This is a genomic window from Streptomyces triculaminicus, assembly GCF_017349075.1.
GTDB lineage: Bacteria > Actinomycetota > Actinomycetes > Streptomycetales > Streptomycetaceae > Streptomyces > Streptomyces triculaminicus.
On record NZ_JAFMOF010000001.1, the window covers coordinates 1,393,171 to 1,413,219 of the forward strand.

Sequence of the window (20,049 nt, forward strand, 5' to 3'; positions counted from 1 at the left end):
TCCCCTTCGGCGGCGTGCGCGCTTCCGTGGCGCATCGCAGGCGAAGTGCAGGTGGGTCCGATGGTGCGTGCGTCCAGTGCCTCCAGTGTGTCCGGCTCGGTTCGGCGGCGTGCGGTGAACTTCCGCATGATCGCTCTCGCGAGCACGGTGGTCCTGGCCGTCGTGCTGCCGCTGGCGGTCGCCTCGGCAGGTCCGGTGGTGCGGCGCGCGGAACCGGGCAGGTCCCCGGCCGGCGGCACCGGACGCGGCGGCTCCGGCGCCGCGGGCCCCTCCGGCGCGTACGCCCCGTACGGCGGCTCCGGCGAGAAGGCGGTCGCCGGCGACGTCCTGGGGAGCCGGCTCTCCTCCGACGGACTGATGGGCGCCGGGCCGGACGACGGCGACCGGGGCATCGCCCGCTGCGGCCCCGAACTCACCGCCCCCGAAGGCGTGGAGGCCCAGACCTGCGTCCTTGAACAGGCGAACGACACCTGGGCCCGGACCTACTACCGCAACGCCACGGGCACCCCTCTGACCGGCGTCCTGACCCTCATGGGCCCGGCCGGGCGGACCGTGCAGGTGAATTGCGGCATGGCCGCAACCGATGATCCGGACATGTGCGAGACGCCCCACGAACCGACGGTGCGCGGACATGGCTCGTATGCAGCGGTCGCGGAGATCGCCTCGGCGGACGGGAAGCTTCTCCTCCGCTCCGGCAGCAACTCGCCGGAACCCGAAGAGGATTGATCGCACGCCCACCGCCCACCGCGCACTCCGGCGGAGCGCCCCGGCGGAGTGCACCCCGAGGGGACATCGGGCGCGGTCCGGCGAGCGGTCCGCACGCCCTGCGGGGAGGGGGAGTACGGGCCGGCGAGGTGGCATCGTCGCAGGTGAGGCGCCCTGGGGTCGGCCTTGGGTCCGCCCGGGGGCGGTCTGTCCGGCGGCGGGCGCAGGGAGTCGCGGAAGGGGCGTGCACGCGGGCGGCGGGGCGCGGGCGGCTTTCGAGGGCTCGCGGAGGACGACCCTGCATCGGTCAGGTGTTCGTCCTGGTGCCGGTCCGGTGCTGCTCGGATGTGCGCCCGGAGTCCGTCACGGGGCGCTCCGCGGCCGGTGCGGGGGCGGAGCGGGGACGGCGTGTGCCCGGTGGCCCGGCGATGTCCGAGGGCCTCGGCCGGCGGGCGTCCTCCGCGGGTCCGTACCGGTCCGGGCATGGAAACGCCCGGTCGCTGGCGACGGGGGATGCACCAGCGACCGGGCTTTTAGAACCGTAACAAGAGATCGGCGGTTCGCAAATTCGATCGTGGATTTCCGGACGCCGATTTCCGGTCTGGCAGCGGGAGTTGTGACAGGAGTCACGCGCTTTGACTCGTCGTTTACCCGCCGCCCTCACCGGAATCCAAACCTCCGCCCGCGTGACGCGGCGCGACGGAATCGATTCGGCGTCCGGGGCGCCCACGATCGGCGCCCACGTGGCCGGGTCTCGCCCAACCTCGCGGGCGCTATCGCCGTCAGTTCAGCGTGACCTGACGGCTCGTAAGGCCCGCGCGGGCGCGCCGCTCGTCGGCGGTCAGCGGGGACCCGTCCGCCAGTGCCCCGGCCAGCCGTTCGGCGAACGCGTGGGCCGGCTTCTCGATGTCCGCCGCGCCCATGCCGCTCGGCAGGTCCCACACCGGCACGGTCAGCCCGTGCGCGCGGAACGACCCCACCAGGCGGGTGCCCTCGCCCAGCGAGGTGCCGCCCGCGGCGTGCAGTCGCGCGAGGGCGTCCAGCAGCGTCTCCTCGGGGTGGGTCATGACCCAGCGCAGGTGGTTCTTCTCCGGCGTCTCGCACCAGTACGCGGCGTCCAGGCCGGACAGCCGGACGGTCGGGATCGCGGCGGCGTTGGCGCGCTCCAGGGAGGCCGCCACCTCGCCGGTGGCGTTCTCGGCGTTCTCCACCCAGAACTCGAAGCCCGTGTGCACGACCGGCTCGAACGGCCCCTCGGGGTCCAGCAGGTCCTGCAGGCGCGGGCCCTCGGCGCCGTGGCGCTCGGCGGCGACCGGCGTGCCGGGCTCGGCGGCCAGGGCGCGCCGCAGCGTGTCGGCGAGGTCGCGGCTGAGGTCGCCGGTGGGGGTGTCGTTCTGCAGCCCCAGCAGCACCGAGCCGTTGTCGCGGCGCAGCGCGGGCCACGCCATCGGCAGGACGGTCGCGAGCGTCACGGAGGGCACGCCCTCGGGCAGGCCGCCCTTGAGCTTCAGCTCCACGGTCGCGGCGGGCACCAGCTCGCGCAGGGCGACCCAGTCGGCCTCGCCGGGCAGCCCCTCGAAGGGGCGTCGCACCAGCTCGGCCACGGCGTGCGAGGCCTCACGGCCGTGACAGGCCTTGTAACGCCGGCCCGAGCCACAGGGGCAGGGCTCGCGGGCGCCGACGACGGGGATCGGCGCGTCGCCGGCCTGCGGCTTGGCGGCAGCCTGGGTCTGGGGGCGGCGCTTCTTGGCCATGGTGTGCGTGTCTCCCGATCGGTGCGTCCGGCTCGTGTGCCTGGCGGCATCACTTCGTTGACGGGCGCGAGCCTAGCGCCCGGCGTGCGGTGCGACGGGGCACGCGCGCGAGCCGGGCGAACCGGGTCGGGAAGAGGTGGAGGGGAGGAAGAGGGCGCGGAGTCGGCGACGGGCGGCCAGGCCTCGGCTAGGCCGGTTCGTCGAGGTCGGAGTAGAGGAGGAGCGGGTCCACGTCGACGCGCGTAGCGAAACCGGCACGCGCGGAGAGCGCCGCCCATACGGTCACCTCGCCGCAGGCGTCCCGTACGCCCCAGTCCTGGGAGAGCGCGTTGATGATGTTCAGGCCTCGGCCACCGCGCGCGGTGACGGACGGAGTGGCCGGAAAGGGCCGGGTCGGACCGCCGCCGTCGGTGACCTCGACGGTGAGCCTGCCGCGGGCGTCGACCCGCCAGGCGGCGCGGAAGGCGCCGTCCGTTCCCAGGCCTCTGTCGCCGTTCTCCCGGCTCAGCGGGCGACCGTGCCGGTACGCGTTGCTGAGCAACTCCGAAAGGATCAGTACGGCGTCGTCGATGACCGTGTCCGGTACCCCACCGGCGCGCAGATCCTCGCGCATCCGGTGTCTCGCCTCGCCCACACCGGCGGGACCATGGGGTACGGCCATGATCGACGACGTGGGCACCTCCTGTGCCACCACCAACGCCACCCCCGAGACCTCCTTTGCCCCACGTCAGGGGATGGATGCCCCAATGGACTGGACCGGAAACCGGCCATCCTTCACCGGGTGGGGCACTCGCGCGGGTCGAATACGTACCGAACGCGCCGGTGCACTCCATGTAATGGGCGCCGCCCGGCACCCGTGGTGCCACGATCGTCAGCGGCGCCCGAGCTGCGTCAGGACGGCTTTCGGCCGGTTGGTGATGACCGCGTCCACGCCGAGGCGGGCGCACAGCTCGACGTCCTCGGGTTCATTGACCGTCCAGACGTGCACGCGGTTGCCCGCGCGGTGCAGCCGGGCCACGTACTCGGGGTGGTTGCGCACGATCCGGATGCTCGGCCCGGCGATGTCGACGCCCGCCGGCAGCCGGCCGTCGCGGTAGCGGAGGGAGAGGAACTGCATCAGATAGACGGTGGGCAGGGCGGGAGCCGCCGCCCGGACCCGGTGCAGGGACCTGGCCGAGAAGCTCATCACCCGTACGGGCGAGGGGTCGTCCCGGGGCGGGTCGGCGAGGCCGAAGCGGCCGAGCAGGGCCAGCAGCCGCTCCTCGACCTGGCCGGCCCAACGGGTGGGGTGTTTGGTCTCGATGGCGAGCTCCACGCGCCGCCCCGAGTCGGCGACGAGCTCGAGGAGGCGCTCGAGGGTGAGGACCGAGGTGTGCTCGCGGTTGTCGCGCTCGGGGTCGCGGTCGGGCGCCTCGTGCTCGCCGGTCGGCGCCTTCCAGGATCCGAAGTCGAGCGCCGCGAGGTCGGCGAGCTCGAGGGTGGAGACGGCGCCGCGGCCGTTGGAGGTGCGGTTGACCCGGCGGTCGTGCACGCAGACCAGGTGGCCGTCGGCGGTCAGCCGTACATCGCACTCCAGCGCGTCCGCGCCGTCCTCGATCGCCTTGCGGTAGGCCGCCAGCGTGTGCTCGGGGGCGTCGTCCGAGGCTCCGCGGTGGGCGACGACGTCGAGGGGACGGCGCTCGGGGCGGTCGTTCCCGGCCGGGTACGCGTAGGTCACCGCGTTATGGTGCCACCGGCTGGCACAATCCCGCATGCGGTCCAATTTGTCCCATAGTAAGGGCGGGCCGCCGAGGTCACAGGCTGCGCTTACGGTGGTCTGACGCGCCATGGGAAAAGCTGGTCGCAGACATATGCGAGCGTGGCCGGAAATCGCGACCGACCTGACGTGCACCTGATTGAGGAGACGACGACTGTGAGCACCGAGAACGAGGGCGCCGCCCGTCCGGCTGACGCCGGGCTGGACAAGGCGGCTCCGTCCGAGGGCGTCATGCCACAGGCGCCCGCCACCGATCGGACGGCGCAGCTTCCGGCCGTTCCGGCCGAGCCTCCGCTCGCTCCGCCCGCGCCGGCGGCCCCCGAGGCCACGACGCCCCCGCGGCCCGACGAGGCGACCGCGGCCACGGGCGGTACGGAGGGCACTGCCGGCACTGCCGGCGCCGGCGGCCAGGTGGTGCCGCCGCCCACCGCCGACCCGTACGCCCAGGCGGCGCCCACCGGACAGTTCCCCGCGGCCCCGCCCGCCCCCAGGACTCCGCCGCGTTCGCGGCCGCGCCCGGCGCACCGGGTGCCCCGGCGGGCGCCCCGGCCGCCGCGCCCGGCGGCTGGTACGGCGGCGCCGACGCGCCCCCGCCCTACGGCGCCACGCCCGCGCCCTGGGGTGCGCCCGTACCGCCGAAGCGCAAGCGTTCCGGCGGACTCGTCGCGGCCGTCGTCGCGGCGGCCCTGATCGCCGGCGGCGTCGGCGGCGGCGTCGGGTACTGGGCGGCCGACAAGGGGGTCGGCGAGAGCTCGACCACGCTCTCCTCCTCCGGCGACCCGAAGACCGAGAGCCGCAGCCCCGGCTCGGTCGCGGACATCGCGAGCAAGGCGCTGCCGAGCGTCGTGACCATCGAGGCGCAGAGCAGCAACGGCGAGGGCGGCACGGGCACCGGCTTCGTCTACGACAAGCAGGGCCACATCCTCACCAACAACCACGTCGTCGCCTCGGCCGCCGACAGCGGCAAGCTCGCGGTGACCTTCTCGGACGGCAAGCAGTACGACGCCGAGGTGGTCGGCCGCGCGCAGGGCTACGACGTCGCGGTCATCAAGCTGAAAAATCCTTCCGGCGCGAAGCTCCGGCCGCTCCCGCTCGGCGACTCCGACCGTACGGCCGTCGGTGACGCGACCGTCGCCATCGGCGCCCCGTTCGGCCTGTCCGGCACCGTCACCACCGGCATCGTCAGCGCCAAGAAGCGGCCGGTGGCCTCCAGCGACGGCGGCAACGGCAAGGCCTCGTACATGAGCGCCCTGCAGACGGACGCCTCGATCAACCCCGGCAACTCCGGCGGCCCCCTGCTCAACGCCCAGGGCGCGGTCATCGGCATCAACTCCGCCATCCAGTCCGCGGGCGGCGGCGGTGGCGGCTTCGGCGGCGGCCAGGGCCAGGCCGGCAGCATCGGCCTCGGCTTCGCGATCCCGGTCAACCAGGCGAAGAACGTCGCCGAGCAGCTGATCAAGTACCGCACGCCCGTCTACCCGGTCATCCAGGCGACGGTGAACATGAAGGACACCGGCCAGGGCGCCAAGATCGACGGCAGCGGCTCGGAGGCCGTCACCCCGGGCGGCCCGGCGGACAAGGCCGGCCTCAAGGCCGGCGATGTGATCACCAAGCTGGACGACACCAAGATCGACAGCGGTCCGACCCTGATCAGCGAGATCTGGACCCACCGCCCCGGCGACAAGGTCACGGTCACCTACACCCGCGACGGCAAGACCACCACGGCGCAGATCGTCCTCGGCGAGCGCCGGGGCGACAACAGCTGACCCTCCGGGTTCTTCGGGGCGGCGCCGGGTGCGGCGGCCGGCGTGCGTCTTTCAGGTGACGTCGGCCCGCCGGGCGATCGTCCGGCGGGCTGGGCTGGAAGACGTACGGGTGGCCCCCCGGACGGGGCGGCCCGGACCCCGACGACGAGCGAAGGCCCCGCCCATGCCGACCGACGACACCGACGACACCGTGAACCGGTTCCTGAACGCCGCGAGCCCGGCCGCCCGGGAGAAGATCCGGCAGCTGCCGCCGGGAGAGCAGGAGAAGCTCGCCGCCGCGTGGGAGGCCGAGCTGGCCGAGGACACCGACCTCGACACCCTCAGCGAACTCTCCCCGGCGGCCGCCGAGAGCGAGGCGGCCGAACGCGTCGTCCAGAACCTCCCCTGAACCGCCCCTGAGCCTCCCCTGACGCCGCGTCCCCTCTCCGTCGCCCCCGGCCCGAGCACCCAACCCGGCCCGGCCGAGGGCCATTAGGCCCGGCCGCCAGCCGACCACGATCCCGGCACCGGGTACGCTGGTCCCCGCGTCATCCCCCGTGGACGACGTGGGGAGGCTTGCCCGAGCGGCCTAAGGGAACGGTCTTGAAAACCGTCGTGGCAGCGATGTCACCGAGGGTTCAAATCCCTCAGCCTCCGCCGCTCCTGCGTTGCCGCAGGTCAAAAGGGGCGCCCCAAGTCGGGGCGCCCCTTTCGCGCTCTGTCAGAAGAGGTCGCGGTACTGGTCGAAGCCGGTGCCGATCTTGGCCTTGGGCTTGAACGGCGAGGCCGCCTTGCCCGTGCCCTTGTACAGGTACAGGTCGCCCTTGGGGTTGCGGGCGAGCAGGTCGCTGTGACCGTCGCCGTCCACGTCACCCGTGGCCACCAGCTTGTTGAACTGGTTCCAGGCGGGGCCGACCTTGACCTTGGGGGCGAACGGCTTCCGCAGGTCGCCCGTGCCCTTGTACAGCCAGAGGACGCCCTGCTTGTCGCGGGCGACGATGTCCGACTTCCCGTCGCCGCTCAGGTCGCCGAGGCCCGTGATCTGGGTGTACTGGTTCCAGCCGGGGCCGACTTCGGCGCGCGACTCCAGCGAGCCGTCCGTCTTGGTCCGGTAGCGCCAGAGAACGCCCTGCTTGTCGCGGGCCAGCAGGTCGGGGTGGGCGGAGCCGCCCAGGGTGCCGGGCGAGAAGACGGTGTCGTACCCGCCCCAGCCGGTGGCCACCTTCGTGAGCTTCCCGTCGAGCCACAGGTTCAGCGTGCCGTCGTCCATGACGTGGTACGCGCCGTCCTGGTAACCGGTCAGCTTGAGGTCGATCGGCACACCGAACTTGAAGTGCTGCCACATGTAGGCGCCCGAGCGCTCTTCGAAGCCGCCCTTCCCGTTGGGCATGTATGCGTACATCTGGCCCGACGGCAGGATCCCGGACAGGAAGTAGAACGGCGCGGCGGGGGTCGGCTTGTTCTGCCCGGCCGCGGCGGCGCTCCGGGCGATGCTCTTCTTCGCACCGGAGGCCGCGGGAGCGTCGGCGACGGCCGTACCGGCGGCGGCGCCGACCAGGGTGACGGCTATCGCCGAAGTGACGAGACGCGACAGGGTGCGCTCTCGTCGGGAGGACTGGGTCACGTATGACTCCATGAGTTGTGCCGAATCACGTTGGGACGCCCCCATGTACCGGGAGCGCCCGCACCATTGTCCGGATCTTTGCACGTGTGTCCCAGTGGATTTGCGCGAGGGGTCCGGAATGAGTAATTCCGTACGGACGGCGAAGCGGAGGGCGGGCCGGGGCCGGTCCGGCGGGACCACTGACACGTTCGTGTAATATTTCCTCACGCGCCGCTAGCTCAGTTGGTTAGAGCAGCTGACTCTTAATCAGCGGGTCCGGGGTTCGAGTCCCTGGCGGCGCACAGAACGAAGAGGGTGTCCCTGCGCAAGGGACACCCTCTTCGCGTTTCCCGGCCGGGCTCCGGTCAGGTCGGCGCCTGCGCCGCCCCGCCCGCGCGCACGCGGGCCGTGACCTCGGCGTGCAGGGCCGCCAGGCCCCCCGGTGGGATCGGGGCCGGGCTGCCGGTCAGGGCGTACCACTCCTCGGCGCCCGTGTACTGGATGTCGATGCGGGCCCGGCGCTCGCCGGGGGCGGCCGAGGTGGCGATGGTGAGGTCGCCGGTGATGACGCCGACGTCGTCGGTCATGGCGCCGCCCGGGCCGGCCGTCACCTCGTCCACGTAGCGTTCGGCGGTCATCGGTCGCAGGTGTCCAGCATGTTGACGAGGGCGGCCTGTTCGGGCTGGGTGACGCGGAGTCGGTAGAGGTGCTTCACGTGGGTCCAGGCGCGGGCGTACGTGCACCAGTACGAGGCGAGCGGGGGCTGCCACTGGTCCGGGCTCTGGTCGCCCTTGCTGCGGTTGGAGCCCGCGGACACGGCGATCAGCTGGGGGTTCGTCAGGTCGTTGGCGAACGCCTTGCGCTTGCCGGTGTCCCAGCCGTCGGCGCCCGAACGCCAGGCGTTGGCCAGGGGGACCATGTGGTCGATGTCCACCTGGCTCGCGGCGCCGAGGACCTTGCCGTCGTAGGCGCTGGTCCATGTGCCGGACACGGCCCGGCACTCGCTGTCGGTCCTCACGTTCCCGCCGTCGCGCGAGAGGACGACCTCGCGGGTGTCGCAGGTGCCCATCTGCTTGATCCAGTGCGGGAACTTCGCGCGGCTGTAGCCATCCATCGAGTGTGGCGCCTCGACGACCAGCTCCGCCAGCTCCTCGCGGGCGACGGATGCCGGAGGCGGCTCCGGAAGGTCCCGGCGGACGGTGGTCCGTGCGGCGGTGCTCCACAGGCACAGGGCCGCTGTGGCGGCGATGGTGGCGCGATGCCACCGGTTACGTCTGATCACGAGCCCACGGATACCGAGTTCCGGGTGGTCGGGCGGGGATCTTCACCTGCAGGCGGCGTGCCGGATATGCCGTGATTGACCGTATTGGCGGCGAGGCGTTCCCCGGAGGGCCGGAGGTGCGGAGCCCGCGGCCTGGAACGGGAAACGCCTCGTCGTCGCGTCAGCGCTTGGGACCGAAGACCAGCGCGTCGACCACGGCGCCGGACATGGCCTTCTCCCCCTTGGCGTTGGGGTGGAAGGCGGCCGAGGCCCGGGGGAAGGAGCGGATCCCCTCGATCCAGCGGTCCGCGAAAGGCCGGCAGGCCGAGTGGGCGGCGGTCGTGGCGTTGGTGTTGACGTAGAGGTCGCCCTGGGCGGAGGCCTCCCGGCGCAGCATGGCGTTCAGGCGGCGGAGCGTGCCGCGCAGGTAGGGCACGTCGCCGTCGGCGATCCGCAGGGATTCGCGGCAGCCTCGCGCGTCGTCCCCGATGAGCGCCGGGTAGCCGACGACGGCCACGCGTGCGTGCGGGGCCTTCTTGTGGACGGCCTTCAGGAGGGCGGCGACCTTGGGGGCGGTGTCGTCGATCCGCTTGTCGAGCTCGTCGGTGCCGCGCTGCGAGAAGTGCCGCTGGCAGGGGTTGCCGTCGGGGATGGGGCTGAAGGGGTAGGTGCAGCGCTTGAGGATGTCGGCGAAGTCGATGTCGTTGCCGCCGACGCTGATCGTGACGAGGCGGGTGTCGCCGCTGACGGCGTCGAGCTGCGGGGGCCTGCGCGTGTCGCGCTGCTGCCGCCACATGTCGTCGGTTTTGGCGCCCATGCAGGAGACGTCCTGGAAGTCCGTGACCCCCAGTTCCTTGCGGATGAGGGAGGGGTAGTTGACGCTGGAGCGCAGGCAGGTGAGGTCGGTCTGCCGGGGGATGACGGGGCCCGAGGCGTAGGAGTCGCCGAGGGCGACGTAGCGCTGGGTGCGTTCCAGCGGCTGGGGCTGCGGATGCGTGGCGGCCGTGGCCGGTGTGAGGGCGGTGCCTGTCGCCAGGGCGGCCGTTGTGGCGAGCGCGGCGACGGTGAACCGGATTCTGTTCCGTCCGCTACGGACCATTTCTCGCTCCTCGTGAGGAAGGTTCCGTTCCGTGGATGCGGGCGTCAGACTCGGGCCCGACGGCCCGGGGGGTCAATGCGATGCCCGTGATGTCGGATTCACATGACCGGATATCGGACTCGAGTGTCCGGCCGTGCGGGCTTGACGGGGTGCCGGAACGTTCCGCTTCTGTCACGGACTTCACCGGACCGCCTCGAACGCGCATCAGGGGCATTCCGGGAACGGGCGAACGGCCTGACATGGCCGCATCAGCACCTAATCTCCCTGTCGAAGATCAACTTTCAACGGGGAGACACGCACGTGTTCAAGAAGTACGCGGCGAGGGCCGGCGTCGTACTCGGCGCGGTCGCCATGGCCGTCGGGGCGACCATGGGCTCCGCCAGCGCCGCCGAGGGCGTCGGCTACATCGGCACCGACACCACCAGCGGCTCGGGCGTCTGGTGCGTGCAGCACCTGGCCAACGACGTCGCCCGCAAGGCCGGCCGCGCCACGGTCGACGAGGATGGTGAGTGGGGCCCGAAGACCAAGGCGCAGGTCGTGTGGTTCCAGGACCGGCTGGGCCTGAAGAAGGACGGCATCGTCGGCCCCGAGACGGGCGACTACCTGCTCTACTTCGGTGACCAGTACTACGGCGGCACCGGCGGGTACTGCAACGCCAAGATGCCCAGCGACTGGCGGCTCGGGGCGATGTACGTCCACACCCGGCTCGACTGACGGTCGCGGCGACGACCGGGCGTCGTCCACGGTCCGGTGACCGGACCGTGGGGGTCCGGCCGCGGGGTCCGGCAACCAGCAGGACCCCGACGGCCGGACCGGCCGCTTACGACGCCTTCCGCCACACCGGCGTGAGCAGGGTCAGATGAGGACCCGGCCGGCCGGCGCGGCGGCCATGAGCGGTGCGGTGCGCACCGGCGGCTCCGGCGGGCCGCCAGTGGTCGCCGCACCGCTTCGCCGCGTACATGGCCTCGTCCGCGCTGCGCAGCAGGTCCGAGAGCCCGGCGCCCGGACGGTAACTCGTGTGGCACAGCCCGATCGAGGCCCGGGGCGCCAGAGTCACTCGGCCCGTGTCGAGGGGCTGCGACAACCGGGACGACAGCCGGGTCATCTCCGCGTCCGCGTCGGCGTCCGGGGCGAGGCGTACGAGGGCGGTGAACTCGTCGCCGCCCAGCCGCGCCGCGAACCCGCCGTACTCCCGGCTCCAGGCCCCCAGCCGTCGGCCGACGGCCGCGATGACCTGGTCGCCGGCCTCGTGCCCGTGCGTGTCGTTGATCTGCTTGAAGCCGTTGAGGTCCAGCAGCAGGACGGCCGTGTGCGGGTGCCGCATGGCCCGCAGCGCGCGGGAGGTGAACTCCTCGCGCCGCATCAGGCCCGTCAGCCGGTCGGTGCGGGCGGTGCGCAGCCGGCGGCTCAGGAAGAGGGCGTGCACGACCCAGCCGATGGTGGGGGCGGCGACGGGGAGGGCCTGGAGTATGAGGTTCATCGGGTACCTTCCTGTGGTTTTTGGTGGTTGCAGGGGCAGTTGGGTGTGGGGTGGCGGCCAGTGGCCCGGGGGGCTTCGGTGACCTGAGAGCTCTGAGGGCTCGGCCGCCGGAGGCCGCCGGCAGGCGCGCCCGTAGCGGACCTGGCGGACCGGCGGCCCGATCGCGCCGTCGCGGGACCGCCGGTGACGGGCCGGCGGGACCGGGCGGTGGATCGGGCCGTCAAGCAAGGACGTCCCCCGTTTCCGGCGGGCGGGAGCGGTGCCGGGCGCCGGGAAGTGCCGCGCCGCTGACGCGGTGCACAGATCCGCCGAAACGGTTCGCCTTGTGGGGCGCAGGAGGCCGGAGGGCGTTGAGAGGGCGCCGTTACGGTCGATACGCGACGGTTTCTATGAGGTAGTGGTTTAAGTCCGGGACGTCATGCTTGCGAGGGAATGGGGATGAGCTGGGGGTTCGGTGGAGATTCGGTGGGCAAGTCTGGAGGCGCGACGTCGAAAGAAGCGCCGGGGCGGTCGGCCAACCTCCTGGCAGAAACCGGTAGTTCTTCCTGGAGGAATCGACATGGCAAGCACCCGCACTGCCGCCCGCGTTTTCGCCGCCCTCGTGGCTCTTCCGATGGCGGCCCTGCTCTTCTCCGGCGTGGCCACGGCCGACGACGGCGGCCAGCTGGCCAACCGGGGCTCGAACGCGGCCGCCGCCGGCATCGTCGGCAGCGGCATCACGGGTAGGAACCACGGCAACAGCACCACCGCGCTGCAACAGGCCACAGGCAGGAACGCTACGAATCAGGCGAATACGGCCAGCGTCAACGGCTCGGGCCATACGGTGATCCGGCAGGACAACATCCGGATCACCTTCACTCAGATCTGGTGAGCCGGGGCCCTGTGCGGCGCCCCGCCCCCGGGGTGGCCCACAGGTGACGTGGTGAGATGTGGACTGGGTCTGTACGGACCGAGCGGCGGCGCCTCAGGTGCCGCCGCTCGGCGTTCGCACCATCCCCGCACGTCGTCGGCACCGTTGACAGACGACAGCATCTGACGGACAGTCAGAAGCGTGAGGGACGATCTCCACGACCTCCTGAAGACGTACGAGGGCCGCCCCGTCGCCGTCTCGGGTCGGGGCCCGGACCCCGTCAACTCCCCGATGATCAGGCACTGGTGCGAGGCCATGGGCGACACCGACCCCGCCTACACCGGCCCCGACCCCGTCGCCCCGCCCACCATGCTCCAGGCCTGGACCCTGGCCGGCCTCGGCGGCCCGGGCGGCGCCCAGGTCCGCCCCGGCCCGTACCGCGAGCTGATGGCCCTGCTCGAGGCGGCCGGCTGCACCGCCATCGTCGCCACCGACTGCGAGCAGGAGTATCTACGGCCGCTGCGCCCCGGAGACGTGATCACCTTCGACTCGGTCATCGCGTCGGTCTCGCCCCGCAAGACCACCCGGCTGGGCACGGGTCACTTCGTCACCACGCGCACGGAGATCCGGGCGAACGGCGAACTCGCGGGAACGCATCTCTTCCGCTTCCTGAAGTACGCGCCCGCCGGCCGGGCCGGGGACCGCCCCGCCCGCCCACGCCCCGTGATCAACCGCGACAACGCCGGCTTCTGGGAGGGCGTCGCCGCGCGCGAGCTGCTCATCCAGCGCTGCGACGCCTGCGGAAGGCCGCGTTTCCCCTGGTTGCCGGGGTGCGGCGACTGCGGATCGCCCGACTGGACGGCGGTACCGGCCTCGGGCGCCGGGACGGTCTTCTCGTATGTCGTCATGCACCACCCGCCCTTCCCGGCCTTCGAACCCCCGTACGCGGTCGGGCTGATCGAACTCGCCGAGGGCGTACGGATGATCAGCAACATCGTCGGGGTGGAGCCGGAGCGGGTGAGGGTGGGGATGCCGGTGGTGCTGGAGTTTGTGCGGGTGGACGACGATCTGGTGCTGCCGCTCTTTCGGCCCGCCGACGAGGGGGCCGTATGACGCCCGCCCCGTCGCCCGGCGACGTGCTCCCGTCCCTCACGGTGCCCATCACCCGCACCCTGATCGTCGCGGGGGCCATCGCGTCGCGTGACTACCAGGACGTGCACCACGACGCCGAGGCCGCACGGGCCAAGGGTGCTCCGGACATTTTCATGAACATCCTCACCACCAACGGCCTCGTCGGCCGCTACATCACCGATCGTCTCGGCCCGGGCGCCGTCCTGCGCAAGGTGGCCATCCGGCTGGGTGTGCCCAACTACCCCGGAGACACCCTCCTTTTGACCGGAACCATTAACTCCATATGTGCGGACGAACGCCACGCCGAAGACGTCGATCGCCTCTCCGAAGACGCCCTCCGCCTCCTCGCCGAAGTCGCCGTCGTGGGCACCAACAGCCTCGGCCGCCACGTCACGGGAACGGTCGTCGTCGCGCTCCCCACCGCACAGCCACCCCTCAGGGAGTCGCCATGAGCGGCAGCACCCTCGGCGGCAGGGCGGCCGTCGTCGGCATCGGCGCGACCGCCTTCACCAAGGACTCCGGCCGCAGCGAACTCGCCCTGGCCGCCGCGGCCGTTCGCGCGGCCCTCGCCGACGCCGGACTCGCACCCGGCGACGTCGACGGCATGGTCACCTTCACCATGGACACCAGCCCCGAGATCACCGTCGCCCAGGCCGCCGGCATCGGCGAGCTGTCGTTCTTCTCCCGCGTCCACTACGGCGGCGGCGCCGCCTGCGCCACCGTCCAGCAGGCGGCCCTCGCCGTCGCGGCCGGCGTCGCCGAGGTCGTCGTCTGCTACCGCGCCTTCAACGAGCGCTCCGGCCGCCGCTTCGGCGCCGGGGTGGGACGGCGCGAACCCACCGCGGAAGGGGTGGCGCTCGGCTGGGTCATGCCGTTCGGCCTGCTCACCCCCGCCTCCTGGGTGGCCATGGCCGCCCGCCGCTACCTCCACGCATACGGCCTGGAGCCCGAGGTCTTCGGCCACGTCGCCGTCACCGCCCGCCGTCACGCCGCCGCCAACCCGGCCGCGTACTTCCACCGCCGCCCCATCACCCTCGCCGACCACGCAGCCTCCCGCTGGATCGCCGAGCCGCTGCGGCTGCTCGACTGCTGCCAGGAGACCGACGGCGGCCAGGCCCTCGTGGTCACCAGCACCGAGCGCGCCCGTACGCTGCGCCACCCGCCCGCCGTGATCACCGCCGCCGCGCAGGGGGCGGGCCGCGCCCAGGAGCAGATGACCGGCTTCTACCGCGACGGGCTGACCGGCCTGCCCGAGACCGCCGTCGTCGCCCGGCGGCTGTGGGCGGACAGCGGACTGCGCCCGTCCGACATCGACGTGGGCATCCTCTACGACCACTTCACGCCGTACGTGCTCATGCAGCTGGAGGAGTTCGGCTTCTGCGCCCCCGGCGAGGGCGGGGCGTTCGTCGCCTCCGGCGCGCTGCCGCTCAACACCCACGGCGGGCAGCTGGGGGAGGCGTATCTGCACGGCATGAACGGCATCGCCGAGGCCGTCCGGCAGCTGCGCGGCACTTCTGTGAACCAGGTGCCGGGCACCGCGCGCGTGCTCGTCACCGCCGGTACGGGCGTTCCCACCTCGGGGCTCATTCTCGGCGCAGACGGATGAAACCAGGGCGTGTCATCGCATAGCCGTGGTGTTCCGGCACCTTGACTCCTCCGTATGGACCCACGGAAGAAGATCATCGGATATCTCGTCGCTCTTATGGCGGCGCTGGCCCAGGTGGTCGTCCTCGCGCTGCCCGCCCCCGCCGCACCCGTGCCGGCCGAGGCCGCCGGGCCCAGCGTCTACCGGGGCCGGGGCTTCGACACCTGTCAGGCCCCGCCGCTGACCACGCTCAGCGCCTGGGGGGCGGCCGCGACCTACGGAGCCGTGGGCGTCTACTACGGGGGCCGTGCCCGCGCCTGCCCCCGCCAGCGCTACCTCAGCCACCGCTGGCTGACCGGCGCCCGCGACCTGGGCTGGCGGGTGCTCCCGGTCTTCGTCGGCTCCCAGTCGCCGTGCGTCGGCGCCTCCTCCAAGGACGGCTTCCCCATCGGCGACGACCCCTGGGGGCAGGGCACGGACGAGGGCCACGAGGCCGTACGTACCGCCGCCGACCTGGGCATCGCCGCCGGCAGCCCGCTCTACTACGACATGGAGGCGTACGACTACCGTGACGAGGAGTGCGCCGATATCACCCTGACCTTCGTCCAGGCCTGGAGCTCCACGGTCAAGAGCCACGGCTACATCCCGGGCTTCTACAGCAGCGCCGCCTCCGGCGTGCGCCATATGGAGGTCGCCCGGCGGGCCGGCGAGGGGGACCTGCCGGAGATCCTGTGGTTCGCCCGGTGGCGGGTGCCCGCCTCCACCGCCCGCGAGCGGGTGCTCTCCGCCGGGTCCTGGGCGCACCGCCGCATCCACCAGTACGCGGGCAACGTGACCGAGACGCACGGTGGCCGCAAGCTCACCATCGACCGCAACCTCGTCGACGCCCCGGTGGCGGTCATCCGGGACTGACCTCGCCCTCCCCCTGCGGGAGGTGGGGCAAACCCCCGGGGTACGACCTGAGGCGGACGGTTCTTCGGCACCTCCGGCCGATCCGCCGGGAGGGCGCGCGCTCCTAGCGTGGAGGCATGACAGCAACCACGACGTCTGTGTGCACCAGCGCATCCACCGCCGCCGTGTACCCGTCGTTCTCCACGTACGTACGGGTCCGCGGCCAGGCGCTGCAGCGCACCGCCCGCTCCCTGACCTCGAACCCGTGCGACGCCGAGGATCTGCTGCAGACGGCCCTCACCAAGACCTATCTGGCCTGGGACCGCATCGAGGACCACCGCGCCCTGGACGGCTACGTCCGCCGCGCCCTGGTCAACACCCGCACCTCCCAGTGGCGCAAGCGCCGCGTCGACGAGTTCCCCTGCGAGGAGCTCCCCGAGCGCGAGCACGCCCCCTCCACGGACCCCGCCGAGGCGCAGGCGCTGCGCGACGCGATGTGGCGAGCGGTCCACAGGCTCCCCGCCCGTCAGCGGGCCATGGTCGTCCTCAGGTATTACGAGGACTTCACCGAGGTCCAGACCGCCGAGCTCCTCGGCGTCTCCGTCGGCACGGTCAAGAGCGCCGTCTCCCGCGCCCTCGGCAAGCTCCGCGAGGACCCGGACCTCGCGGCGGCGGCGTAGGCCAGGGACACCGCGGGGGCCGGAGCGTCCCGCCCCGGCCCCGCCGCCGGTCGGGTCAGCCCAGGGTGGTGACGACGAGCTCGCCGTCGGCGTACTGCCTGCGCAGGACCTTCTTGTCGAACTTGCCGACCGACGTCTTCGGCACCGCCGGGATCAGCGCCCAGCGCTCGGGGAGCTGCCAGCGGGCGACGCGCTCGCCGAGGAAGGCGCGCAGCGACTCGTAGTCGACGGACGAGCCGTCGCGGAGCACGACGGCCGCCAGCGGGCGCTCGCCCCACTTGTCGTCGGGGACGGCCACCACGGCGGCCTCGGCGACCTCCGGGTGGGCCATGAGGTGGTTCTCCAGCTCGACCGAGGAGATCCACTCGCCGCCGGACTTGATGACGTCCTTGGCGCGGTCGGTGAGCGTCAGGAAGCCGTCGGAGGTGATCGTGCCGACGTCGCCCGTGCGCAGCCAGCCGTCGGGGCTGAACTTGTCCTCCGGGCGCTCCGGCTCGCTGCCCGCCCCGCCGTGGTACGCGCCGGCGATCCAGGGGCCGCGGACCTCCAGCTCGCCGGCCGACGTCCCGTCCCAGGGCAGGACCTCGCCGCCGGGGCCGATCAGGCGGGCCTCCACCGAGCAGGGCATGCGGCCCTGCGTGACGCGGTACGGCCACGCCTCCTCGGGGCCCACCCCGGCCGGCGGGTAGGCCACGGAGCCCAGGGGCGAGGTCTCGGTCATGCCCCAGGCCTGGACGACGTTCAGGCCGTGCCGCTCCTCGAACGCCTTCATCAGCGCGGGCGGGCAGGCGGAGCCGCCGCTGACGACGGTCCGCAGCGAGGTCATGTCGCGCGGCTTGGCGTCGAGTTCGGCCAGCAGGCCCTGCCAGATGGTGGGCACGCCGGCCGTCACTGTCGGACGCTCCGACTCGATCATCTCGGCCAGCGGGGCGGGCTGCAGGAACCGGTCGGGCATCAGCAGCGACGTGCCCGCCATGAACGCGGCGTGCGGCAGGCCCCAGGCGTTGACGTGGAACATCGGCACGACCGGCAGACAGGTCTCGGCCGGGGTCAGGCCGAAGGAGGCCGGGTTGCAGACCTCCATCGCGTGCAGATAGATCGAACGGTGGCTGTAGACCACGCCCTTGGGGTCGCCGGTGGTGCCGGAGGTGTAGCAGAGGGCGGCGGCCTGGCGCTCGTCGATCGCGGGCCAGGCGTAGTGGTCGGCGGGGTGGCCGGCGATCAGCTGCTCGTACCGGTGCACCCGGGGGTGGGGACCGTCGAGGACGGAGGTGTCGCCGGCGCCGGAGACGATCACGTGCTCGACGCAGTCCAGGTGCGGCAGCAGCGGCGCGAGCAGCGGCAGCAGGGAGCCGCTGACGATGACGACGCGGTCGGCGGCGTGCCGCACGATGTAGGCGAGCTGCTCGGGAGGCAGCCGGAGGTTGAGGGTGTGGAGCACGGCGCCCATGGACGGCACGGCGAGGTAGGCCTCGAGGTGGTCGCCGTTGTTCCACATGAGCGTGCCGACGGGCTCCCCCTCGGCGACGCCGAGCGCGCGCAGGGCGTGCGCCAGCTGCGTGGCACGGCCGCCGACGGCGGCGAACGTGCGGCGCTGCGGCTCGCCTTCGCCCGTCCAGGTGGTGACCTGCGCGCTGCCGTGCACCTTGGCTCCGTGGGCCAGGATCCGTGTGACGGTCAGCGGGACGTCCTGCATCGTGCTCTGCACCGGGGGGCCTCCCAATCTGCGCGCGTGGACGCGAGGGTAGTTCCCGGCGATTGTGCTGGGGTATCCGCTGGTAAGTCACTACCCGGACGAAACGAGTCCGCCACACTTCGCGTTCGGGCGCCTTCGTGTTCGGATGGCGGGGTGCGGCGGCGGGGCGTGTGCGCCGGGGGGCGTGCGACGTTTGCCGTAGTGCGCGCCGAGACCCCGCGCGCCCCCGGCTCGTGTTGTCGCGTAATCAGTCGATTACGTAGAGTGATTGCCATGGAACAGCGAGCCGACGACGCCGACACCACCGCTCAGGACGTCAGCGACTACGAACCCCCCGAGCTGATCGAAGTCGGCACGTTCGCCGAGCTGACGCTCGGTGGCGGCGACGCCGGCCCCGAAGCGCTCCTCGGCATGGACGACTGAGGGCGGTGGCCCGGTGTCCGTCATGACCTCCGTCTCCGCCGACGTGTCGTTCGTCGCGCTGCCCGACAGCGCGGCGGGCAGCGCCGCCGCGGCCGCCGTGCCGGCCCCCGGCCCCCGGGTGATCAACCACGCCTCGGGCCGTCCATGGCTGATGGGCCGCTGGCCCGCCGACGCGGTCAAGGTCGCCACGGCCGGGCGCACGCGCGTCGTGGTCGCCGGCTTCTGCCCGCTCGCCACCGCCGAACTCGCCGCCTGCGCCACCCGGTTGACGGGCGGCGTCGCCGGTCTCGACGACCTCGCCCGGCGCCTCGGCGGCAGCGCGCATCTGATGGCGTCCGTCGGCGGCCGGGTCCGGGTGCAAGGCGGCGTGGCGGGCGTCCGCTCGGTCTACCGCGCACGGATCGCCGGCGTGAGCGTCGCCGCCGACCGGCCCGACGCCCTCGCCGGTACGACGGGCCCGTCCATCGACGAACGCCTCGTGGGCCTGCGCCTGTTGACCCCCTTCGTGCCCCACCCGCTCAGGGAGCGCACACCGTGGTGCGGCGTGGAGGCCGTGCCGCCCGGCAGCTATCTGACGATCGATCCCGACGGCACGGCGCGCACGGTCCGCTGGTGGACCCCGCCCCCGCCGGAGCTCGGCCTCGAGGAAGGCGCGCCGGCGGTGCGCGACGCCCTCACCGAGGCGGTGGGTACGCGCCTGCGCGCCCTCGGCGGCGACGAGAGCGGCGCGGCCGCGATCGGCGTCGCCCTGCCCGGCAGCATGGAGTCCGCCGTCCTGGCCCACCTCGCCGCCTCCGGCGACCACCGCCTGATCACGGTGCGCACCGCCCGCCTCGACCCCGGCGGCGACGACGCCCCGTGGGCGCGCCGGATCGCCGCCCGCCTGCCCCGTGCGGAGCACGTGGTGCTCGAGTACGCCCACGCCCCCGCCCTCTACGCCGGGCTGGACCAGGGCGCGGGCGTCCTGCCCGCCGAGCCCCCGCACCGGGTCCGGGCGGGCGCCCGCGTCGAGCACACCGCGCGCGAGGTCGCCTCCCGGGGCGCGCGGCTGCACCTGGGCGCCCACGGCGGGGAGGAGCTGTTCGCGCCCCCGCCCCTACCTCCACACCCTCGCCCGCTCCCACCCCCTGGCCGCCCTCCGCCGCATCCGGGGCCGAAGAGCCCTGACCCGCTGGCCGCTGGGCGCCACCTGGCGGGCCGTCGCCGACTCCCGGGGCTTCCCGGCCTGGCTCACCCACAGCGCGCTGCGTCTGACCGCGCCCCCGCCGCGCCCCTGCCACCCCCAGCTGGGATGGACGGCGGAGCTGCGGATGCCGCGCTGGGCCACGCCCGACGCCATCGACGCCGTCCACGAGATGATCACCGACGCCTCGTACGAACCGCTCGCCCC

The 20,049-nt window shown here is 72.9% G+C and carries 18 protein-coding genes, 2 tRNA genes and 3 pseudogenes; 14 read left to right on the top strand and 9 right to left on the bottom strand.

The window, feature by feature from the left end:
• Positions 1-126 precede the first annotated feature (126 nt).
• Positions 127-726 (top strand): hypothetical protein, encoded by a 600-nt coding sequence (locus tag J1792_RS06440; RefSeq protein WP_242645455.1) that lies wholly within the window; start codon positions 127-129, stop codon positions 724-726.
• 761 nt (positions 727-1,487) lie between these two features.
• Here the strand turns inward: J1792_RS06440 and J1792_RS06445 are convergent.
• The 3 genes and pseudogenes from J1792_RS06445 to J1792_RS06455 form a co-directional block, all read right to left on the bottom strand.
• Positions 1,488-2,459 (bottom strand): DUF5926 family protein, encoded by a 972-nt coding sequence (locus J1792_RS06445; RefSeq protein ID WP_086572199.1) that lies wholly within the window; start codon positions 2,457-2,459, stop codon positions 1,488-1,490.
• Between the two features lie 187 nt (positions 2,460-2,646).
• Positions 2,647-3,249, bottom strand: a pseudogene (locus tag J1792_RS06450) (ATP-binding protein).
• Positions 3,250-3,330: 81 nt separating this feature from the next.
• Positions 3,331-4,176 (bottom strand): glycerophosphodiester phosphodiesterase, encoded by an 846-nt coding sequence (locus J1792_RS06455; RefSeq protein WP_242705402.1) that lies wholly within the window; start codon positions 4,174-4,176, stop codon positions 3,331-3,333.
• A 195-nt stretch (positions 4,177-4,371) separates the two neighbouring features.
• On the opposite strand from J1792_RS06455, the pseudogene J1792_RS06460 reads away from it, so the two are divergent.
• From J1792_RS06460 to J1792_RS06470, 3 genes and pseudogenes are all read left to right on the top strand, one after another.
• Positions 4,372-5,981: pseudogene (locus J1792_RS06460) on the top strand (S1C family serine protease).
• A 163-nt stretch (positions 5,982-6,144) separates the two neighbouring features.
• Complete coding sequence (locus J1792_RS06465) at positions 6,145-6,369, top strand: hypothetical protein (RefSeq protein WP_207246793.1); 225 nt, start codon at positions 6,145-6,147, stop codon at positions 6,367-6,369.
• A gap of 161 nt (positions 6,370-6,530) precedes the next feature.
• Positions 6,531-6,617, top strand: a tRNA-Ser gene (locus J1792_RS06470).
• Between the two features lie 64 nt (positions 6,618-6,681).
• Here the strand turns inward: J1792_RS06470 and J1792_RS06475 are convergent.
• A complete protein-coding gene (locus J1792_RS06475; RefSeq protein WP_307842910.1) occupies positions 6,682-7,584 on the bottom strand; it encodes an FG-GAP repeat domain-containing protein in 903 nt (300 codons plus the stop codon).
• A 207-nt stretch (positions 7,585-7,791) separates the two neighbouring features.
• Between J1792_RS06475 and J1792_RS06480 the strand changes: the two genes are divergently transcribed.
• Positions 7,792-7,865 (top strand) — tRNA-Lys (locus tag J1792_RS06480).
• Positions 7,866-7,928: 63 nt separating this feature from the next.
• Here J1792_RS06480 and J1792_RS06485 read toward each other — a convergent pair.
• The 3 genes from J1792_RS06485 to J1792_RS06495 all read right to left on the bottom strand — a co-directional run bounded on the left by J1792_RS06485 (position 7,929) and on the right by J1792_RS06495 (position 9,923).
• A complete protein-coding gene (locus tag J1792_RS06485) occupies positions 7,929-8,201 on the bottom strand; it encodes a hypothetical protein (RefSeq protein ID WP_207246795.1) in 273 nt (90 codons plus the stop codon).
• Positions 8,198-8,857, bottom strand: a complete 660-nt coding sequence (locus tag J1792_RS06490) for an HNH endonuclease family protein (RefSeq protein WP_372446089.1) — start codon at positions 8,855-8,857, stop codon at positions 8,198-8,200. The genes J1792_RS06485 and J1792_RS06490 overlap by 4 nt, the downstream gene beginning before the upstream one ends.
• A gap of 148 nt (positions 8,858-9,005) precedes the next feature.
• On the bottom strand, positions 9,006-9,923 hold the full coding sequence (locus tag J1792_RS06495) for an SGNH/GDSL hydrolase family protein (RefSeq protein WP_086573176.1): 918 nt from the start codon (positions 9,921-9,923) through the stop codon (positions 9,006-9,008).
• 300 nt (positions 9,924-10,223) lie between these two features.
• Here J1792_RS06495 and J1792_RS33885 point away from each other — a divergent pair, with 300 nt between their 5' ends.
• Positions 10,224-10,637 carry a peptidoglycan-binding domain-containing protein gene (locus J1792_RS33885; protein ID WP_307842911.1) on the top strand — a complete coding sequence of 138 codons (414 nt, stop codon included), beginning with the start codon at positions 10,224-10,226 and terminating at the stop codon, positions 10,635-10,637.
• A gap of 106 nt (positions 10,638-10,743) precedes the next feature.
• On the opposite strand, the gene J1792_RS06505 is transcribed toward J1792_RS33885, so the two are convergent.
• Positions 10,744-11,403, bottom strand: coding sequence for a GGDEF domain-containing protein (locus tag J1792_RS06505; protein WP_207246797.1), 660 nt, complete (start codon positions 11,401-11,403; stop codon positions 10,744-10,746).
• A 559-nt stretch (positions 11,404-11,962) separates the two neighbouring features.
• On the opposite strand from J1792_RS06505, the gene J1792_RS06510 reads away from it, so the two are divergent.
• The 6 genes from J1792_RS06510 (at position 11,963) to J1792_RS06535 (ending at position 16,540) form a co-directional block, all read left to right on the top strand.
• On the top strand, positions 11,963-12,274 hold the full coding sequence (locus J1792_RS06510) for a hypothetical protein (protein ID WP_207246798.1): 312 nt from the start codon (positions 11,963-11,965) through the stop codon (positions 12,272-12,274).
• A 180-nt stretch (positions 12,275-12,454) separates the two neighbouring features.
• Entirely contained in the window at positions 12,455-13,366 is a 912-nt protein-coding gene (locus tag J1792_RS06515) for a bifunctional MaoC family dehydratase N-terminal/OB-fold nucleic acid binding domain-containing protein (RefSeq protein WP_086573171.1), read from the top strand.
• Positions 13,363-13,836 (top strand): hotdog family protein, encoded by a 474-nt coding sequence (locus tag J1792_RS06520; protein ID WP_207246799.1) that lies wholly within the window; start codon positions 13,363-13,365, stop codon positions 13,834-13,836. Before J1792_RS06515 ends, J1792_RS06520 begins: the two co-directional genes overlap by 4 nt.
• Positions 13,833-14,990, top strand: coding sequence for a lipid-transfer protein (locus J1792_RS06525; protein WP_086573168.1), 1,158 nt, complete (start codon positions 13,833-13,835; stop codon positions 14,988-14,990). Before J1792_RS06520 ends, J1792_RS06525 begins: the two co-directional genes overlap by 4 nt.
• 54 nt (positions 14,991-15,044) lie before the next feature.
• Positions 15,045-15,881 (top strand): glycoside hydrolase domain-containing protein, encoded by an 837-nt coding sequence (locus tag J1792_RS06530; RefSeq protein ID WP_242645456.1) that lies wholly within the window; start codon positions 15,045-15,047, stop codon positions 15,879-15,881.
• 116 nt (positions 15,882-15,997) lie between these two features.
• On the top strand, positions 15,998-16,540 hold the full coding sequence (locus tag J1792_RS06535) for a SigE family RNA polymerase sigma factor (protein ID WP_086573165.1): 543 nt from the start codon (positions 15,998-16,000) through the stop codon (positions 16,538-16,540).
• Between the two features lie 55 nt (positions 16,541-16,595).
• Here J1792_RS06535 and J1792_RS06540 read toward each other — a convergent pair whose 3' ends face one another.
• Positions 16,596-18,248, bottom strand: coding sequence for a long-chain fatty acid--CoA ligase (locus J1792_RS06540; protein WP_207246800.1), 1,653 nt, complete (start codon positions 18,246-18,248; stop codon positions 16,596-16,598).
• Positions 18,249-18,509: 261 nt separating this feature from the next.
• Between J1792_RS06540 and J1792_RS06545 the strand changes: the two genes are divergently transcribed.
• Positions 18,510-18,659 carry a lasso RiPP family leader peptide-containing protein gene (locus J1792_RS06545; protein ID WP_179199023.1) on the top strand — a complete coding sequence of 50 codons (150 nt, stop codon included), beginning with the start codon at positions 18,510-18,512 and terminating at the stop codon, positions 18,657-18,659.
• Positions 18,660-18,987: 328 nt separating this feature from the next.
• Positions 18,988-19,800: pseudogene (locus tag J1792_RS35705) on the top strand (asparagine synthase-related protein); the annotation flags it as partial.
• Between the last annotated feature and the right edge of the window lie 249 nt (positions 19,801-20,049).

What these genes read in the sequence shown, in the direction of transcription:
- J1792_RS06440 (WP_242645455.1), top strand. Translation starts at nt 127, where the DNA reads ATGATCGCTCTCGCGAGCACGGTGGTCCTGGCCGTCGTGCTGCCGCTG.
- J1792_RS06495 (WP_086573176.1), bottom strand. Translation starts at nt 9,923, where the DNA reads ATGGTCCGTAGCGGACGGAACAGAATCCGGTTCACCGTCGCCGCGCTC.
- J1792_RS06465 (WP_207246793.1), top strand. Translation starts at nt 6,145, where the DNA reads ATGCCGACCGACGACACCGACGACACCGTGAACCGGTTCCTGAACGCC.
- J1792_RS06505 (WP_207246797.1), bottom strand. Translation starts at nt 11,403, where the DNA reads ATGAACCTCATACTCCAGGCCCTCCCCGTCGCCGCCCCCACCATCGGC.
- J1792_RS06535 (WP_086573165.1), top strand. Translation starts at nt 15,998, where the DNA reads ATGACAGCAACCACGACGTCTGTGTGCACCAGCGCATCCACCGCCGCC.
- J1792_RS06520 (WP_207246799.1), top strand. Translation starts at nt 13,363, where the DNA reads ATGACGCCCGCCCCGTCGCCCGGCGACGTGCTCCCGTCCCTCACGGTG.
- J1792_RS06530 (WP_242645456.1), top strand. Translation starts at nt 15,045, where the DNA reads ATGGACCCACGGAAGAAGATCATCGGATATCTCGTCGCTCTTATGGCG.
- J1792_RS06545 (WP_179199023.1), top strand. Translation starts at nt 18,510, where the DNA reads ATGGAACAGCGAGCCGACGACGCCGACACCACCGCTCAGGACGTCAGC.
- J1792_RS06485 (WP_207246795.1), bottom strand. Translation starts at nt 8,201, where the DNA reads ATGACCGCCGAACGCTACGTGGACGAGGTGACGGCCGGCCCGGGCGGC.
- J1792_RS06510 (WP_207246798.1), top strand. Translation starts at nt 11,963, where the DNA reads ATGGCAAGCACCCGCACTGCCGCCCGCGTTTTCGCCGCCCTCGTGGCT.
- J1792_RS06525 (WP_086573168.1), top strand. Translation starts at nt 13,833, where the DNA reads ATGAGCGGCAGCACCCTCGGCGGCAGGGCGGCCGTCGTCGGCATCGGC.
- J1792_RS06445 (WP_086572199.1), bottom strand. Translation starts at nt 2,459, where the DNA reads ATGGCCAAGAAGCGCCGCCCCCAGACCCAGGCTGCCGCCAAGCCGCAG.